This window comes from Rathayibacter sp. AY1D2, assembly GCF_002932695.1.
Lineage (GTDB): Bacteria > Actinomycetota > Actinomycetes > Actinomycetales > Microbacteriaceae > Rathayibacter.
Genome location: NZ_PSVX01000006.1, coordinates 45,535 through 61,233, shown reverse-complemented (window position 1 = coordinate 61,233; position 15,699 = coordinate 45,535). Strand labels below are relative to the sequence as shown.

Sequence of the window (15,699 nt, the reverse complement as noted above, 5' to 3'; positions counted from 1 at the left end):
GTCCGCTACTGCGACGCCCGCCGAGCCCGGTACGCGGCCACGTTCGCGCGATTGCCGCAGTTGCCCGTGTCGCAGTAGCGCTTCGAGCGGTTGCGGGAGAAGTCCACGAGCACCGCCTCGCAGTCCTCCGCCGCGCAGACGCGGATCCGCTCGCGCTCGTCGCCGCGGATCACGTCGACGAACGCCATGGCGGCCTCGACCAGGATGCGGGTGGCGAGCGGGCTCTCGTCGCGCGTCGCGTGGAGGTGCCAGCCGTAGGGTCCGTGCCGGACCAGCTGCGGGAGCGCGCGGCCGGAGTCGAGCATCCCGTTGACGACGGGGACGAGGTCCTCCTCGGCCCGCGTGAGCCAGAGGGTGCGGAGGGAGGAGCGGATCGCCCGCACGGCCTCCAGCTCCTCGGTCGATCCGTCGCGGCTGCCCGTGTACCGGTTCTCGAGGAGGAAGTCGTCCAGCTGCTCGATCGTCGCCATCTCGTCCTCGCCGGACGGCGACAGCTCGGGGAGCGTGTTGACGAGGGTGGCGGTGGAGGTCAGTGACGCCTCGACGTCATAGGCGAACACCATGTTGGCTCCTGACAGTGCGGCTCAGTAGTGTGCGATCAGCTCGCTGTCACGAGTGTAATCCTTTTGACTCCTGAAGGAGCCGGCCATGACCGCCGAGAGCACCGCCGCCGTCACCCTCCCCGCCGCGAGCGCGCCCGCGCCGGCACGGCGCCTCGGCTCCGGCCTCGTCGCGGCGCTGGCCGCGTCGGCGGCGTTCGGTCTGGGCGGGCCGTTCGTGAAGCCGCTCCTCGAGGCGGGCTGGACGCCGGCGTCCGCGGTCCTCTGGCGGTCGGGCGGCGCGGCCCTGATCCTCGCGATCCCGGCGATCCTGTCCCTCCGCGGCCGCTGGCCCGTGCTCCGCCGCAACCTCGGCACGATCGCCCTCTACGGAGTCTTCGCCGTGATCGCCGCGCAGCTCTGCTTCTACAGCGCGATCGAGCACATGTCGGTCGGCGTCGCCCTGCTGATCGAGTACCTCGCGCCGGTGTTCCTCGTCCTCTTCGCCTGGGCGCGCACGCGCCGGCACCCCGGCCGCTTCACCCTCGCCGGCTCCGCGCTCGCGCTCGGCGGCCTGGTGCTCGTGCTCGACCTGTCCGGCGAGTCGACGCCCGAGCTGGTCGGCATCGCCTGGGCGCTGACCGCCTCGCTCGGCCTGTGCGTCTACTACGTCATCGCCGGCCGGGTGGATCCGGAGCTGCCGCCGATCGCGCTCACGGCGGGGGCGATGACCGTCGGCGCCGCGATCCTGCTGGCACTCGGGGCGCTCGGCGTCACACCGCTGCGCGCGACCTTCGGAGAGGTGGTGTTCGTCGGAGCGGAGGTCAGCTGGCTCCTCCCCGCGGGCGTGATCCTCGGCATGTCGACGGTGCTGGCGTATCTGCTCGGGATCGAGGGCGGACGCCGTCTCGGCACGCGGATCGCCTCCTTCGTCGGCCTGACGGAGGTGCTGTTCTCGATCGCGGCCGCGTGGCTGATCCTCGGCGAGCTGCCCGCGCCGATCCAGTTCGGCGGCGGCGCGCTCATCCTCGCGGGGGTCGTCCTGGTCCGTCTGCAGCGCGAGCCCGGCACCCCCTGATCGCGGGGGTGCCGCATCCGGGGCGCCGGGCACCCCGTACGCTGATCGCACTCATGCGCGAGCCCACCCGATCCCCGCGACGCGTCGCCGCGGTCCTGGCCGCCCTCGCACTCCTCCTCTCGGGCTGCGCGAGCACCACTCCCGTCTCGGAGCCGGTGGCGCAGGCGCTCGGAGCGGCACCCGCACCCGACTGGTCCGGCGTGAGCGTGACGGCCGACGTCGTCTACGACGCGAGCACTGGGCAGAGCGCCGACGTCTGCTCCTCCCCTGCCCCGTCGGCGGAGCCGCGGCCCGCCGTCCTCGTCGTGCACGGCGGCAGCTGGGCCCGTGGAGGCAAGGCCGACGCGAACTGGCGTCCGATCTGCCAGTGGCTCGGATCGGAGGGGTTCGTCGCCGTCTCGGTCGACTACCGCCTCGCGCCCGCCGCCGTGTTCCCCGCGCAGCTCGACGATGTGACGGCCGCCCTCGACTGGCTGCTCGAGCCGGAGCAGACCGCGCGCTTCGGCATCGATCCGGAGCGGGTGGCGGCCTTCGGCGGCTCGGCCGGCGGCAACCTCGCCTCTCTGCTCGGCACGCTGCCGGCGACCTCGTCCCGCCTGGCCGCCGTGGTCGACCTGAGCGGCCCCTCCGATCTCAGCGCCGCCGGCCTCGCCGACGACGACCCGGTGGTCGGAGTCGCGGCCGCCGTGCGCAGCTACCTCGACTGCGCGGACCTCGCCTCCTGCGCCGCTGCGACCGCCGCCTCGCCCCTCGCGCAGGTGGACGGCTCCGAGCCGCCGTTCCTCATCGCGCACGCGGCGCACGAACGGGTCGCGCTCAGCCAGTCGACCCGCTTCGCCGAGGCGCTGCGCGGAGCGGGCTCGAGGGTCGACCTCCTCGTCCTCCCCGGCTCGCTGCACTCGATCGCGCTGCTCGACGACGCTCTGCGCGCTCGGGTCGTCGAGTTCCTCCGCGCTCACCTGGGCTCGTGAGCGGAGTCGTCGTCCGCCTCGAGGACGCAGCCGGAGCGGAGGGCCTCCTCGCCGCGGTCCCGCCCCCGCACGCCCGCGTCCTGATCGCCCGGATCGACGGGGCGGCGGCGGGCGCCCTGGTGCTCGCTCCCGGCCCGGACGACTTCGCCGAGGTGCTGGAGCTCGTGGTCGCCTCCGTCCACCGGCGCACGGGAGTCGCCCGACGGCTCGTCGCGGCGGCGGAGTCGTGGGCGCGGGTGCAGCGGATCCGCACGCTGCGCCTGGCCGCCGCTCCGGAGCTCGCCCCAGCGGCCGGGGCGCTCGGCTTCACGGCGATCGACGGCTTCGGAGCCCACGTCGGCGACGACGCGGTGCTCTGCTTCGCGCGTCCGGTCTGAGCAGCGCCCGCTCCGAGACGAGCCTGGTCCGAGGAGCCCGGCCCGAGGGCCCGTCCGGTCGGAGGCCGACACGGCAGGACGCCCGCTCCGATCCGAGTGCCGCTCCCGAGAGGCGGCCCCGCCCTCGTCCGGCGCCCACCCCCGCCGTCAGTCGATCGAGCAGCCCGGCTCGTCCGACAGCGCCCGCTCGATCCGGGCGCGGTGCTCGTCCGACATCGGCGGCAGCGCGTCGGGCGCGAACCAGCCGACCTCGGTCGACTCGTCGTCCGCGACGTGGGCCTCCCCCGAGATCCAGCGGCAGCGCACCACGTGGTCGAGGTACTGCGAGCGGTCCCCGTTGGGATACTGCATCGGCGGCAGGGTGTGCACCTGCACGAGGCGCTCGACCTCGATCTCGACGCCCGCCTCCTCCTGCGCCTCGCGGCGGGCGGTGCCGGCGACGGTCTCGCCCGGGTCGATGATCCCGGTGACGGCCGTCCAGGCGCCGGTGTCGGCGCGCCGGACGAGCAGGACCTCGAGCGCCGGCTCCTCGCGGAGGATCACCGCGGTCACGCCGGTGAGCCAGAGCAGCTCGGTCCCGATCCGGTCGCGCAGCCGCAGCACGAACTCGGGAGTCGCCATCAGTGCGCTTCGGGTCGGAAGTCGAACGCGACGATGCCGGCCGTGTCGACGAACGGCCCGACGAACTCCTTGAACGCGTCGTGCGCCGGATCCCAGTGCGCGGGGTCCTCGACGGCCGGCCGGCCCAGGTAGTAGTGCAGGTCGCCCTCGGAGGAGAAGGTCAGCAGGAACGCGCGGTCGAACCCCTCGCCCGCGCCCTCGATGCTCAGCTGCGGCCCGGTCTCGATCGACTCGATGTAGGGCCGTCCGTCGCGGACGCACTCGTCGGCGAGGGCGAGGAAGCGGCGGGTGACCTCGTCCGCCTCGGCGACCAGCGCCGTCGGGCGGAAGCGGATCAGGACGAGGTGCCGGAGCGTGCCCGGGCGGAAGTCGCGGGCGACGAAGCGCTCCGGACCGATCTCGTCGAGGACCGCGGTGGCGCGCTCCGGGCCGCTGCGCCAGCGCGAGCCGACCGTCTCGGCCGCATCCCTGATGTCCGTCATGCCGACGCCTTCCCGGCGCGGGCGGCACGCCGCCGCTCACGATACCCCTCGACCAGGTTGTAGACGACGGGCAGGACCACGAGGGTCAGCACCGTCGAGGACACCAGGCCGCCGATCACGACGATCGCCAGCGGCTGCGAGATGAAGCCGCCGTGGCCCGTGATCCCCAGCGCCATCGGCAGCAGGGCGAAGATCGTCGCGAGGGCGGTCATCAGGATGGGCCGGAGCCGCCGCTCGGTGCCGTGCAGCAGCGCCTCCCGCACCGGCATCCCGCGGTCGCGGTACTGGTTCACCAGGTCCACGAGCACGATCGCGTTCGTGACGACGATGCCGATCAGCATCAGCACGCCGATCAGGGACGGCACGCCCAGCGGCACGCCGGTGATCACCTGCAGGAGGATCGCGCCGGTCGCCGCGAACGGCACCGACACGAGCAGGAGCAGCGGCTGCAGGAGCGAGCGGAACGTCGCCACCATCACGACGTAGACGATCAGGATCGCGACCAGCAGCGCGATGCCCAGCTGCGAGAACGCGTCGGCCTGGTCGGCGGTCACTCCGCCGAGGGAGGCGTCGACACCGGCCGGAAGCGCCGTCGCGTCGATCGCGTTCTGCACGGCGACGTTGGCCGAGGCGAGGTCGTCGCCCTCCGGGGTGACGGTGATGGTCGCGGTGCGCTGCCCGCGCTCGGTGGTGATGCTCGCCGGACCGTCCGTCTGCTCGACCGCCGCGAGGGTGGAGAGCGCGACGGTGCCGGTGAGGGTCGGCACCTCGAGGTTCCGCAGCTCGTCCACGGTGGCCGGCGGCTGCCCGTCGGCCAGGTAGATCGAGAGGGTGCGGTCGTCGATCACGACGCTGCCGACCTGGCTGGGCTGGAGCGCCTGGCTGACGATCGTGCCCACGGCGACCTCGCTGAGACCCGCCCGGGCCGCGGCGTCGCGGTCGACCCGCACCGCGATGTAGGGCAGCGAGGAGGAGAGGTTGCTCTCGGCCTGGCTGATCCCGTCGGTCCCGCGCAGGACCTCGAGGAGCTGGTCGCTCGCGCTCTGGAGGTCGCTCTGCGAGGCGGTCGAGAGGTCGACCTCGATGTCCGAGGAGGCGCCGAAGCCGGAGGAGGCGGCGACGCTGATGTCCTCGGCCGAGGCGACGCCCGACAGCGCGTCGCGGACGTCCGCCTGCACGGCCTCCTGGTCGGCCGACTCATCGGTGGTGACGGAGTAGCGGATCGAGGTGCCGCCGCCTCCTCCCCCGCCGAACGCGCTCTGCAGACCGCCGGAGGAGCCGACGGTGAGCTGGACGGTCTCGACGCCGTCGACGCCGAGGATCGCCGTGCTCGCCTGCTGCGCCGTCGCGTCCTGCGCGTCGAGGCTCTGGCCGACGGGGACCGTCTGTGTGACGGTGAAGGTGTCCTGCCCGCTGGAGCCGAGGAAGTTCGTCTTCATCAGCGGGTACAGCGCACCGGTCCCGACGAGCACGAGCAGCGCGAGGAGGACGGTGACGACCGAGTGCTTCAGCGTCCAGTGGATGATCGGGCCGTACACCGACTGCAGCCCGCGCGCCCGCCGGGGAGCGGCGTGGGCGCCGTGGTGCGGGGCCTCCTCGACCGGCGCGGCGGTGTCGGCCGGGACCCCCGAGGCGGGTGCCCCTCCGGCCGCCGCGCGCTCCTCCGCGAGCGCCGCCTGCGCGGCCTGGCGCACCGCCGGCCGCTTCGAGGGGCGGAGGAACCAGTAGGCGAGCACCGGCACGATCGTCAGCGCCACCACGAGGGAGGCGAGCAGGGCGATCGACACGGTCAGCGCGAAGGGCCGGAACAGCTCGCCCGTGGTGCCGCCGACGAACGAGATCGGCAGGAACACCGCGACCGTGGTGATCGTGGAGGCGGTGATCGCGCCGGCGACCTCGCGGACGGCGACCGCGATGGTCCGGGCCCGGTCCTCACCCGCGTCGAGGTGCCGCTTGATGTTCTCGATCACGACGATGGAGTCGTCGACCACACGGCCGATCGCGATGGTGAGCGCGCCGAGGGTCAGGATGTTGAGGGTGTAGCCGGCCGTCTGCAGGCCGATGAAGGTGATCAGCACCGAGGTCGGGATCGAGATGGCCGTGACCAGGGTCGAGCGCACCGACAGCAGGAACAGCAGGATCACCAGCACGGCGAAGACGAGGCCGAGCGCCCCCTCCTGCGCGAGCGACGCGATCGACTCCTGGATGTAGGGCGCCTGGTCGAAGACCGGGGTGAAGGCGGCGTTGTCGCCGATCGACTCCTCGAGGTCCGGGAGCAGCGCGGCCACGCCGGTCGACACATCGACGGTGTTCGCGGCCGGGAGCTTCGTGATCGAGAGGGTCAGGGCGGGCTGGCCGTTGACGCGCGAGATCGAGGTGACGGGGGCGTCGGTGACGGCGACCGTCGCGACGGAGCCGAGGGTGGTGACCGTCGGCTCTGCGGTCACGGCCGCGCCTCCCGCCGCCGCTCCGGCGTCGGAGCCGCCGGCGGAAGCCCCGGCACCCGCGGAGGCACCCGCGCCCGCTGACGCACCGGCGCCGCCCGCACCCGCGGAGGCACCTGCGGACGGCAGCAGCGGCAGCGCCGCGATCGCGTCGGTCGAGTCGAGCTTGACGCCCGACTGCACCGAGAAGGTCGACCCGTCCTGGGTGATCTGTCCGCCCGCGACGAGCACGCCGTTCTGCTGCAGGGCCGAGCGGATGTCGCCGGTCGAGAGGCCGGCCGCGGCGAGCGCCGCGTCGTCCGGAGTGATCGTGACGCGCTGGGCGGTCTCGCCGACGAGCGCCGCCTCGCGCACGCCCTCGACCTTCTCCAGGTCCGGGATGACCGTGGTGCGCAGGCGCTCGGCCAGCGCGTCCGCGTCGCCGTCGCTCGACACGGCGAGCTGCAGCACCGGCAGGTCGTCGAGGGAGCCGGTGACCACCTGCGGGTCGACGCCGTCCGGGAGCGTGCTCTTGATCCGGTTGATCGCCTGCAGGATCTTCTGCTCGGCGGTGGCGAGGTCGGTGCCGTAGGTGAAGGACGCCGAGATGAGGGAGGAGTCCGTGGAGGACGTCGCGCTGGTCGTCTCGAGCCCCGGCACCCCCTGGATGGCGGTCTCGATCGGCGTCGAGACGTCGTCGTTGACCACCTCCGGAGCGGCGCCCGGGTAGGACGTGACGACGGCGAGCTGCGGGAAGGAGATCGACGGCGCGAGCTCCTGCTTGAGCCCGGTCAGGGCGACTCCGCCGAAGACGGCGATGACGACGGTGACGAGCGCGATGAGCGCCCGGTTCTTCATGCTGAGGACCGCGAGGAGATGCACCCTCCGAGTCTTCCATCAGCCGACTGAGTGTTGGGAGGGACGCGGCGTTCCGGGGCGCGCGACGGGGCGACCCGCGCCACCGGCGGGCCCGGACGCCCTCAGCCCAGGCGGACCTCCGCCGTCGACGACCCGACGGGGAGGCTCACTGCAGCGCCCGCCCCGGCGCTCGAGAGCGCGAAGTCCCCGGCGAAGGCCCGGACGCCGACGCGCCCCTCGGCGTCCGTCCGGAGCACCGTCGGCTCGAGCCACCAGTCCCCGCGGATCCGCGAGCGCAGCGCCTCGTAGGCCGGCTTCGGGCTCCCGTCGCGGCGGAGGAACCCGCCCGGCGCTCCGAGCCAGGCTCCGGCGTCGTCGAAGCCCCAGTAGGTGATCGCCTCGACCGCCGGATGCGCGACCAGCGTCTCGTAGTGCCGCACCATCTCGTCCGCCTGCCGCGCCTCCCCCTCCGGAGTGGTCGGCCAGTCCTCGACCACGTGGTCGTTGAGGTCCTCGATCTCGGCGGGCATCAGCTCGCCCGAGACGAGGGTGGTCTCGGTCCAGTGCAGCGGCAGACCGAAGCGCGCGAACCTGTCACAGATCGCCGCGATCTGCTCCTCCCCGCGGAACCCCTGGTGCATGTGCGACTGCAGGCCGATCGCGTCGGGCCGGATCCCGGCCTCGAGCACGTCCTCGATCAGCCGCTCGTACTCGGGCCCGAGGTCGAAGTCGTTCAGCACGAGCACCGGTCCGGTGCCGAGGCTGCGCGCCTCCGAGAAGGCCAGCTCGACCATGCCGACGCGTCCCTTCTCGCGGGCGAGGCGGGTGACGGCGTTCGTCACGCCGTCCGGCTCGTTCGCGAAGCGCGGCATGATGACGACCTCGTTGATCGCGTCCCAGGTGTCGATCAGCCCGGCGAAGGCGCCCACCTCCCGGCGGATGCGCGCGCGGAGGAGCTGCTCGGCCTCGTCCAGCGGCAGCGCGTCGAGCCACTCCGGCTTCACGTAGTGCCAGACCAGCGGGTGCCCCTTCAGCCGGACGCCGTCCGCGGCGAGCGCGCGCGCCTCGGCGAGCACCTCCTCCGTCGCGGTGCGGCCGCGCTCCGGCTCGAAGCGGCCCCAGTAGACGGGGAGCGTCGCCGTGTCGAACAGGTCGAGCCAGAGCCGGCGCTCCTCGGCGCGCGCGGGGTCGGTGCTCGGAGGGGTGCAGCCGAAGGCGAAGGCGTGGCGGCGCTGCTCGACCGTCACATCGGCGTGGGCGAGCGGAGCGCCGTCGGCACCGAGGACGGTGACGAGGGCGTCGGCGAGACGGGGGCTGAAGTCGGTCATGCGGGGCCTCTCAGGCGGGGTGGCGCTCGTCGAGCGCCGTGTACTCGGATCGGGTGAGCGGGAGGACCGCTCCGTGCTTGGTGTCCTCGGGCAGGTCGAACTCCTCCGCGAGCTCCCAGCGGCCCGAGGCCGGATCGGTGCTCGTGTAGGCGCGGTAGCCGTAGGGGCGGAGGGCGTACTGGTCGACCCAGAGCGACCAGCGCTCATCGCGGTGGTGCCGGAAGACCAGCGGCCCCTCGATGCTCGGGCCGAGCTCCTGCCCGATCCCCCGGGCGACGGTGGCGAAGTCGTCCGCGAGGAGGGAGGAGCCGACCTGCTGGAACACCTGCATCGTGTCGGGGGCCTCGTCGTGCTGCTTGGCGAAGCGGTGGACGGCCGTGCGCTCGATCAGCAGCGTCATGTCGATCACTCCGCCGGGCAGCCGCAGGTAGGTCTCGGGCTCGGTGAACGTGCGGAAGTCGCGCGTGCGGGACATCAGGATGCGGCTGTCGCCCGTCTCGCCGGTGGCGGGGTCGCCGTCCTCGGCCAGGCCGGAGGACCAGTGCACGAGGAAGTCGCCCGAGACCGGGTCGTAGACCGACTCCGGCGCCCAGGCCATGCCCGCGGCCTCGGGAGCGACGGCGACCGCGCGCGGCTCGGACCACTCGAGGAGGTCCGGGGAGTCCCAGACCACGAGGTCGCGGCTCCCCCGGTGCCGGTAGAGGTCCCAGTCCGGGCCCTCGGGCCGCCAGACGCGGAGGTCGGTGGCGACGAGGTGGAAGCCCCGCGGCCCGCGGACGATGTGGGGGTCGCGGACGCCGCCCGTGCCGCCGGTCCACTCCAGCACCGGCCCGAGCGCGCGCCAGCGCAGCGGATCGTCGCCCCGGCTGAGCGAGAGGAAGATCTTCTCGCTGTGGCCGGTCCGGTCCTCCACGAAGTGGACCAGCAGGTAGCCGTACCCGTCGCTCATGAGAGAACGATCTCACACGCCCGGCGGGCACTCCACCTCAGACCACGTCGGCGAGGTACCCCGGGTCGGCTGCCGGGTGCCGCGCGACCTGCGCCCACGCCGTCGCGAGCGCCTCCACGGCCCGGTCGGTCGCCTCGGGCGAGTAGCCGATCGGGATGCGGAGGAACCGCTCGAAGGCGCCGTCGATCCCGAAGCGCGGGCCCGCGGTGATCAGCAGGCCCGCCGTCCGGGCGGCGAGCGCCAGCTGCGAGCTCGCCGGCCGGCCCAGGCCCACCCAGGTGGAGAGGCCGCCCGAGACCCGCGGCACGCTCCACTCCGGGATCGCGCGCGCCAGGGCCGCCTCGAGGTGGTCGCGGCCCGCGCGCAGCTGCGAGCGCCGCAGCTCCAGCACGCCGTCCATCCGGCCGAGCATGTCCGCGACCAGGAGCTGCTCCAGGATCGGCGTGCCGAGGTCGCTCGCCGAGCGCGCCAGCGCCAGCTTGCGGATCACCGCCCGCTCGGCGCGGATCCAGCCGATCCGGATGCCGCCCCACAGTGTCTTGCCGACGGAGCCGATCGAGAGCACCGTCCCCTCGGGCCCGTAGGCGGCGAACGGCAGCGGCGTCATCCGCCGGTCGATGTCGAGCTCGGCCGTCGTCTCGTCGGCGATGATCAGCGTGCCCTGCCGCGCCGCGGCGGCGATCGCCCGCTCCCTCAGCTCGGCGGCCATGGAGCGGCCCGTCGGGTTGTGGAAGTCGGGCATCAGGTAGGCCAGGCTCGGGCTCGTGCCGCGCAGCGCGGCGATCAGGCCCTCTCCGTCCCAGCCGTCCGCCCCGTCGACGTTCACCGGCACGAGCCGCGCGCCGGCCAGCCGGAGGGCCTCGTAGGCGTGCGGGTAGGTCGGGGCCTCGATCAGCGCCCGGTCGCCCCGCGCGAGCAGGGTGCGGGCGACGAGCGCGATCGCGTGCTGCGCGCCGATGGTCACCATGATCTGGCCGGGCTCGGTGCGCAGACCCCGCGCGGTGTAGCGCTCGGCGATCGCGCGGCGCAGCACCGGCAGGCCGACCGTGTCGTAGGAGCCGGAGTCGAAGTGCTCGGGGGCCGCCTGCGCCGCGCGGGTGTACGCCTCGGCCAGCTCGGGGACGGCGGGCAGTGCCGCCTTGGTGAAGTCGAGGAAGTCCGGCGCGAGCGAGGGCACCGCGTGCACGGCCGCTCCCGGCAGGCGGGTGACGCTGCCGGAGCCGCGCACGCTGACGAGGTAGCCGCTGTCGCGCAGCTCGCGGTACGCGGCGGCCACGGTCGTGCGGCTGACGCCGAGGCGGGCCGAGAGCTCGCGCTCGGCGGGCAGGCGGCTGCCCGCGGGGATGCGGCCGTCGATCCCGAGGAGGCGGATCCGGTCGGCCAGCGCGAGGTAGGCGGGCCGGGTGCCGCGCTGCTCGCGCCAGTCGCCGAGGAGGGTCTGCAGGGCGCGCGCGCCGAAGTGGACATCAGCCATGCGTCCAAGGTAGCCGGATTGGACCGCGCGAAGAAGGCCAATGCCACGCTGTGATGAGTCCATGACCCTCACCGCTCCCGTCGCCGCCGCCGCTCCCCCAGCGGGCCAGTGGCGCCTCCGACCCGTGCCGCGCCTGCTGGTGGGCCTGATCCTCTACGGATTCGCCGACGCGATGATGATCCGAGCGGCGATCGGCGTGGACCCGTGGACCGTCTTCGCCCAGGGGGTCGCGCACCAGACCGGGCTCGGGATCGGACTGCTCACGAACGTGATCGGCCTGCTCGTCCTGCTGCTGTGGATCCCCCTCCGACAGCGGCCCGGTCTCGGCACCGTGCTGAACGTGCTCGTGGTCGGCACGATGATCGATGTCGGGCTGCGCGTGCTGGCGACGCCGGACGAGTGGTGGGCCCGCGGCCTGCTCTTCGCCGGAGGCCTCGTGCTTCTGGCGGTCGCGAGCGGGATCTACATCGGCGCCCACCTCGGTCCGGGGCCCCGCGACGGACTGATGCTGGGCCTGCACACCCGCACGGGCCTGCCGATCTGGGTGGCGCGCTCGGGCGTCGAGCTCACGGTGCTGCTCATCGGCTGGGCCCTCGGCGGCGACGCCGGCCTCGGCACCCTCCTCTTCGCGGTGCTGATCGGGCCGCTCTGCTCGGTGACCCTGCCTCTGCTCGGGGTGCGGAGGCACTGACCCTCGCACGACGGAGGCCCCGCCTCCCGGACCGGTTCCGGGAGGCGGGGCCTTCGCGATCGGATCGGCTAGCGCTTGGCCGCGATCTCCGCACGCATCCGCGACGCCTCGTCGGAGTCCTGGATCGAGGCGATCCCCTCGGTGATCGAGGTGCCCGACGCGGGGGCCTCGTGCTCGTCCGCTCCGAGCGTGGTCTCGTCGAAGGGCGAGCGCCCGCCGAGGACCTCGCGGACCTGCACCATGTCGATCTGCTTGGTCCAGGTGCCCACGAGAAGGGTGGCGACCGCGTTGCCGGTGAAGTTGGTGACCGCGCGGGCCTCGGACATGAAGCGGTCGATGCCGACGATCACGCCGACGCCGTTGACCAGGTCGGGACGGAAGGACTGGAGGCCGCCGGCCAGCGTGGCCAGGCCCGCTCCGGTGACGCCCGCGGCGCCCTTCGAGGCGATCATCATGAAGAGGAGGAGGCCGATCTGCTCCGGGATCGACATCGGCGCTCCGGTGGCCGAGGCGATGAACAGCGACGCCATCGTGAGGTAGATCGCCGTGCCGTCGAGGTTGAAGGAGTAGCCGGTGGGCACGGTGATGCCGACGACGGGCTTGGAGACGCCGAGGTGCTCCATCTTCGCGATCAGGCGGGGCAGCGCCGCCTCCGAGGAGGAGGTGCCGACGATGAGCAGGTACTCGCGGGCCAGGTACTTCATCAGCGAGAAGATGCTGACGCCGGTCACCAGGCGCAGCAGCAGGCCGAGGACGACGACCACGAAGATCGCGCAGGTGATGTAGAAGCCGATCATCAGGGTGGCGAGAGCGACGACCGCTCCCCAGCCGGTCTTGCCGACGACCGCGGCGATGGCGCCGAACGCGCCGATCGGGGCGACCCAGAGCACCATCGAGAGGATGCGGAAGACCAGGACCTGGAGCTGCTTGATCGCTCCGAGGATCGGCTGGCCCTTGGCGCCCATCTTCTGCAGCGCGAAGCCGACGAGCAGCGCGACGAAGAGGGTCTGCAGGATGCTGCCGTCCACGAGCGAGGAGAACAGCGAGACGGGGATGATCCCGAGGACGAAGTCGCTGGTGCTCTCGGCCTTGAGGTCGCTGGTGTCGTAGGTGGCGCTCGAGATGTCGAGGCCCTCGCCCGGGTGCAGGATGTTGCCGACGACGAGGCCGATCGCCAGGGCGAAGGTCGACATCACGATGAAGTAGCCCAGCGCGAGTCCGCCGACCTTGCCGACCGTGGCGGCCTTCGCGATGGAGCCGATGCCGATGACGATGGTGCAGAAGATGATCGGCGCGATCATCATCTTGATCAGTCCGACGAAGGCCTTACCGACGGGCTCGAGCGTCGCCGCGAAGGCGGGAGCGACGAGTCCGACCACGACGCCGGCGACCACGGCGATGATGACGGCGATGTAGAGCCAGTGGTTCCGGTCGATGCGCCGCCGGGTCTTCGGAGGGGTGACCGCGGGGATCAGCCGGTCGGACGGCGTCTGAGGCGTCTTCGCCATGGGGGTGTCCTTCTCTTCGTCGAGGTGAGGGGGTAGGACGATGGTGGCCCCGCCTCCGGAGCCCGGCACGGTTGCGTTCATACTGTTCACGGCGGGGCGCCCCGAGCGCTCGCTCACGAGGGAGTGGCATGGTCAGGACGCCGAGCGCACGCGGACCGCGCGGCAGCATCGCCGCGCGCCTGTTCGCCGTGCAGCTGCTGAGCATCCTGCTGATCGCCGCAGCGGCCGTCGCGGTGCTGGCCCTCGACGCGCGGAGCCGGGCGGGCGACGAGGCCGCCCAGCGGAGCCTCGTCGTGGCGCGGACGGTGGCCGACAATCCGTTCGTCCTCGAGTCGACGGCCGGTGCGGATCCCTCCGCGAGCCTGCAGCCGTACGCCGAGGAGGTCATGCGGGACACCGGCGTCGACTTCCTCACGATCATGGCCCCCGACCGCACCCGGTACACCCACCGCGACCGCGACCGGATCGGCCTGCCGTTCCAGGGGACGATCGAGCCCGCGCTGGAGGGGCGGACCTTCACCGAGACGTACACCGGCACGCTCGGGCCCTCCGTCCGCGCCGTCGCGCCGATCGAGGACGCCGACGGCGCGGTCGTCGCGCTCGTGTCGGCGGGCGTCACGCTCTCGGCCGTGGACGCCTCCTTCGCCGCCCGCGTGCAGGTCGTCGCGTGGGGCGCGCTCGGGGCGGTCGCGCTCGGCGCGCTCGGCTCGTGGCTCCTCGCCCGCTACCTGAGGCGGGTCACGGGCGGGCGGGGCCCGGAGCAGATGAGCCAGGTCTTCGCCTACTACGAGTCCGTCCTGCACTCGGTGCGGGAGGGGCTGCTGCTGGTCGACGACCGCGGCCGACTGGTGCTCGCCAACGACCACGCGCTGGAGCTGCTCGGGCTCGAGGGCGTGCGGACGCCGGTGCCGGTCGCCGAGCTCGACCTCCCCGTCGCCCTGCGCGAGCTGCTGCAGGACGACGAGCCCGTCTCGGACCGCCTGGTCGTGGCCCGCGAGCGGATCCTCGTGGTGAACGAGCGGCCCGCCGCCTCCCCCGGCGCCCGCCCCCTGGGCACGGTCGTCACGCTCCGGGACCGCACCGAGCTGCAGCGGGTGAGCGGCGAGCTGGAGTCGCTGCGCACCCTCTCGGACGCGCTGCGCTCGCAGACCCACGAGTTCTCGAACCGCCTGCACACCATCGCGTCGCTGATCGAGCTCGGCCGGCCCGACGAGGCGCTCGCGTTCGCCGCCGGCGAGCTGAACCTCAGCCAGCGCCTGGCCGACCGGGTCCTCGGCTCCGTGCAGGAGCCGGTGATCGCCGCCCTGCTGCTGGGCAAGGCCGCACAGGCCCGCGAGCGCGGCGTCGAGCTGCACTTCGAGACGCACCTCGAGCCCGGCACGCAGGGGCTGGAGCCCGGGGACCTCGTGACGGTGCTGGGCAACCTGATCGACAACGCCCTCGACGCGGCCGCCTCCTCCGCTCCGGACCGCGAGCCGTGGGTGGAGGTCTACCTCGGCCTCGCGGAGGGCGAGCTGGTGGTGCAGGTGTCGGACAGCGGCCCCGGAGTCGCGAGCGCCGCCGACGTCTTCGCGCGCGGCTACTCGACGAAGGAGTCGGACGGCTTCGGCCGCGGCATCGGCCTGGCGCTGGTGCAGCAGGTGGTGGAGCGCCTCGGCGGCTCGATCGAGGTCTCGCGCCACGTCGGCGCGGTGTTCACGGTGCAGCTGCCGCTGCCCGCGCGGGTGGCGTCGTGATCCGGGTGCTCGTCGTCGAGGACGAGCCGCTGACCGCGAGCGCCCACGCCGACTACGTCCGGCGGGTCGACGGCTTCGAGGTGGCCGCGGTCGCCGGCAGCGGCGCGGAGGCGATCCGGGCCCTGCGCGCGGACCCGGGCATCGCGCTGATCCTGCTCGACATGAACCTGCCGGACATGGGCGGCCTCGACCTCTGCCGGGCCGTCAGGGCGGCGGGCCTGGACGTCGACGTCATCGCGATCACCGCCGTCCGCGACGCCGCGAACGTGCGCGCCTCCGTCGCCGCCGGCATCGTGCAGTACCTGATCAAGCCGTTCGTCTTCAGCGCGTTCGCCGCCAAGCTCGCCAGCTACCGGTCGTACCGCGAGCGGATGCACGGCGCCGACGTCGCCAGCCAGCACGAGGTGGACGGGGCCTTCGCGGCGCTCCGCACCTCCAACGCCCCGGGTCTAGCCAAGGGGCTCTCGGTCCAGACCCTCGAGGCCGTCACCGCACTGCTGGGCCCCGTCGGCCTCTCGGCGGCCGAGCTCGCCACCCGCCTCGACATCTCGCGGGTGACGGCCCGCCGCTACCTCGAGCACCTCGCCGACTCCGGAGTGGCGGACCGCGCGCCCCGCTACGGCTCCCCCGGCCGCCCGGAGCTGGAGTACCGCCGCCGCTGAGC

14 protein-coding genes are annotated in these 15,699 nt (G+C 73.4%); 6 read left to right on the top strand and 8 right to left on the bottom strand.

Annotated elements, in window-relative coordinates:
* Positions 1–5: 5 nt before the first annotated feature.
* A complete protein-coding gene (locus C5D04_RS02615; RefSeq protein ID WP_104262740.1) occupies positions 6–563 on the bottom strand; it encodes a CGNR zinc finger domain-containing protein in 558 nt (185 codons plus the stop codon).
* Positions 564–648: 85 nt separating this feature from the next.
* Here C5D04_RS02615 and C5D04_RS02610 point away from each other — a divergent pair, with 85 nt between their 5' ends.
* From C5D04_RS02610 to C5D04_RS02600, 3 genes are read left to right on the top strand one after another with little or no spacing between them, the layout of a single operon-like run.
* Positions 649–1,617 (top strand): DMT family transporter, encoded by a 969-nt coding sequence (locus C5D04_RS02610; protein ID WP_104295278.1) that lies wholly within the window; start codon positions 649–651, stop codon positions 1,615–1,617.
* Between the two features lie 53 nt (positions 1,618–1,670).
* On the top strand, positions 1,671–2,588 hold the full coding sequence (locus tag C5D04_RS02605) for an alpha/beta hydrolase (protein WP_104347186.1): 918 nt from the start codon (positions 1,671–1,673) through the stop codon (positions 2,586–2,588).
* Positions 2,585–2,965, top strand: coding sequence for a GNAT family N-acetyltransferase (locus C5D04_RS02600; protein ID WP_104327350.1), 381 nt, complete (start codon positions 2,585–2,587; stop codon positions 2,963–2,965). The genes C5D04_RS02605 and C5D04_RS02600 overlap by 4 nt, the downstream gene beginning before the upstream one ends.
* A 147-nt stretch (positions 2,966–3,112) precedes the next feature.
* Here C5D04_RS02600 and C5D04_RS02595 read toward each other — a convergent pair whose 3' ends face one another.
* From C5D04_RS02595 to C5D04_RS02570, 6 genes are all read right to left on the bottom strand, one after another.
* On the bottom strand, positions 3,113–3,586 hold the full coding sequence (locus C5D04_RS02595; protein WP_104233119.1) for an NUDIX domain-containing protein: 474 nt from the start codon (positions 3,584–3,586) through the stop codon (positions 3,113–3,115).
* Complete coding sequence (locus C5D04_RS02590) at positions 3,586–4,068, bottom strand: Dabb family protein (protein WP_104223816.1); 483 nt, start codon at positions 4,066–4,068, stop codon at positions 3,586–3,588. Before C5D04_RS02590 ends, C5D04_RS02595 begins: the two co-directional genes overlap by 1 nt.
* Positions 4,065–7,373: an efflux RND transporter permease subunit gene (locus tag C5D04_RS02585; RefSeq protein ID WP_104347185.1), complete on the bottom strand. Its 3,309-nt coding sequence runs from the start codon at positions 7,371–7,373 to the stop codon at positions 4,065–4,067. Before C5D04_RS02585 ends, C5D04_RS02590 begins: the two co-directional genes overlap by 4 nt.
* Positions 7,374–7,471: 98 nt before the next feature.
* Complete coding sequence (locus C5D04_RS02580; RefSeq protein WP_104347184.1) at positions 7,472–8,677, bottom strand: endo-1,4-beta-xylanase; 1,206 nt, start codon at positions 8,675–8,677, stop codon at positions 7,472–7,474.
* 10 nt (positions 8,678–8,687) lie between these two features.
* Positions 8,688–9,626: a glycoside hydrolase family 43 protein gene (locus tag C5D04_RS02575; RefSeq protein ID WP_104347183.1), complete on the bottom strand. Its 939-nt coding sequence runs from the start codon at positions 9,624–9,626 to the stop codon at positions 8,688–8,690.
* A gap of 37 nt (positions 9,627–9,663) precedes the next feature.
* Entirely contained in the window at positions 9,664–11,100 is a 1,437-nt protein-coding gene (locus tag C5D04_RS02570) for a PLP-dependent aminotransferase family protein (protein WP_104325956.1), read from the bottom strand.
* A gap of 61 nt (positions 11,101–11,161) precedes the next feature.
* Between C5D04_RS02570 and C5D04_RS02565 the strand changes: the two genes are divergently transcribed.
* Positions 11,162–11,791: a YitT family protein gene (locus C5D04_RS02565; RefSeq protein WP_374952930.1), complete on the top strand. Its 630-nt coding sequence runs from the start codon at positions 11,162–11,164 to the stop codon at positions 11,789–11,791.
* A gap of 68 nt (positions 11,792–11,859) precedes the next feature.
* On the opposite strand, the gene C5D04_RS02560 is transcribed toward C5D04_RS02565, so the two are convergent.
* On the bottom strand, positions 11,860–13,299 hold the full coding sequence (locus C5D04_RS02560; protein WP_104223811.1) for a cation:dicarboxylate symporter family transporter: 1,440 nt from the start codon (positions 13,297–13,299) through the stop codon (positions 11,860–11,862).
* A 128-nt stretch (positions 13,300–13,427) separates the two neighbouring features.
* On the opposite strand from C5D04_RS02560, the gene C5D04_RS02555 reads away from it, so the two are divergent.
* On the top strand, positions 13,428–15,035 hold the full coding sequence (locus tag C5D04_RS02555; protein WP_104260395.1) for a sensor histidine kinase: 1,608 nt from the start codon (positions 13,428–13,430) through the stop codon (positions 15,033–15,035).
* Complete coding sequence (locus C5D04_RS02550; RefSeq protein WP_104347182.1) at positions 15,032–15,697, top strand: response regulator; 666 nt, start codon at positions 15,032–15,034, stop codon at positions 15,695–15,697. Before C5D04_RS02555 ends, C5D04_RS02550 begins: the two co-directional genes overlap by 4 nt.
* The last annotated feature ends 2 nt before the right edge of the window (positions 15,698–15,699 follow it).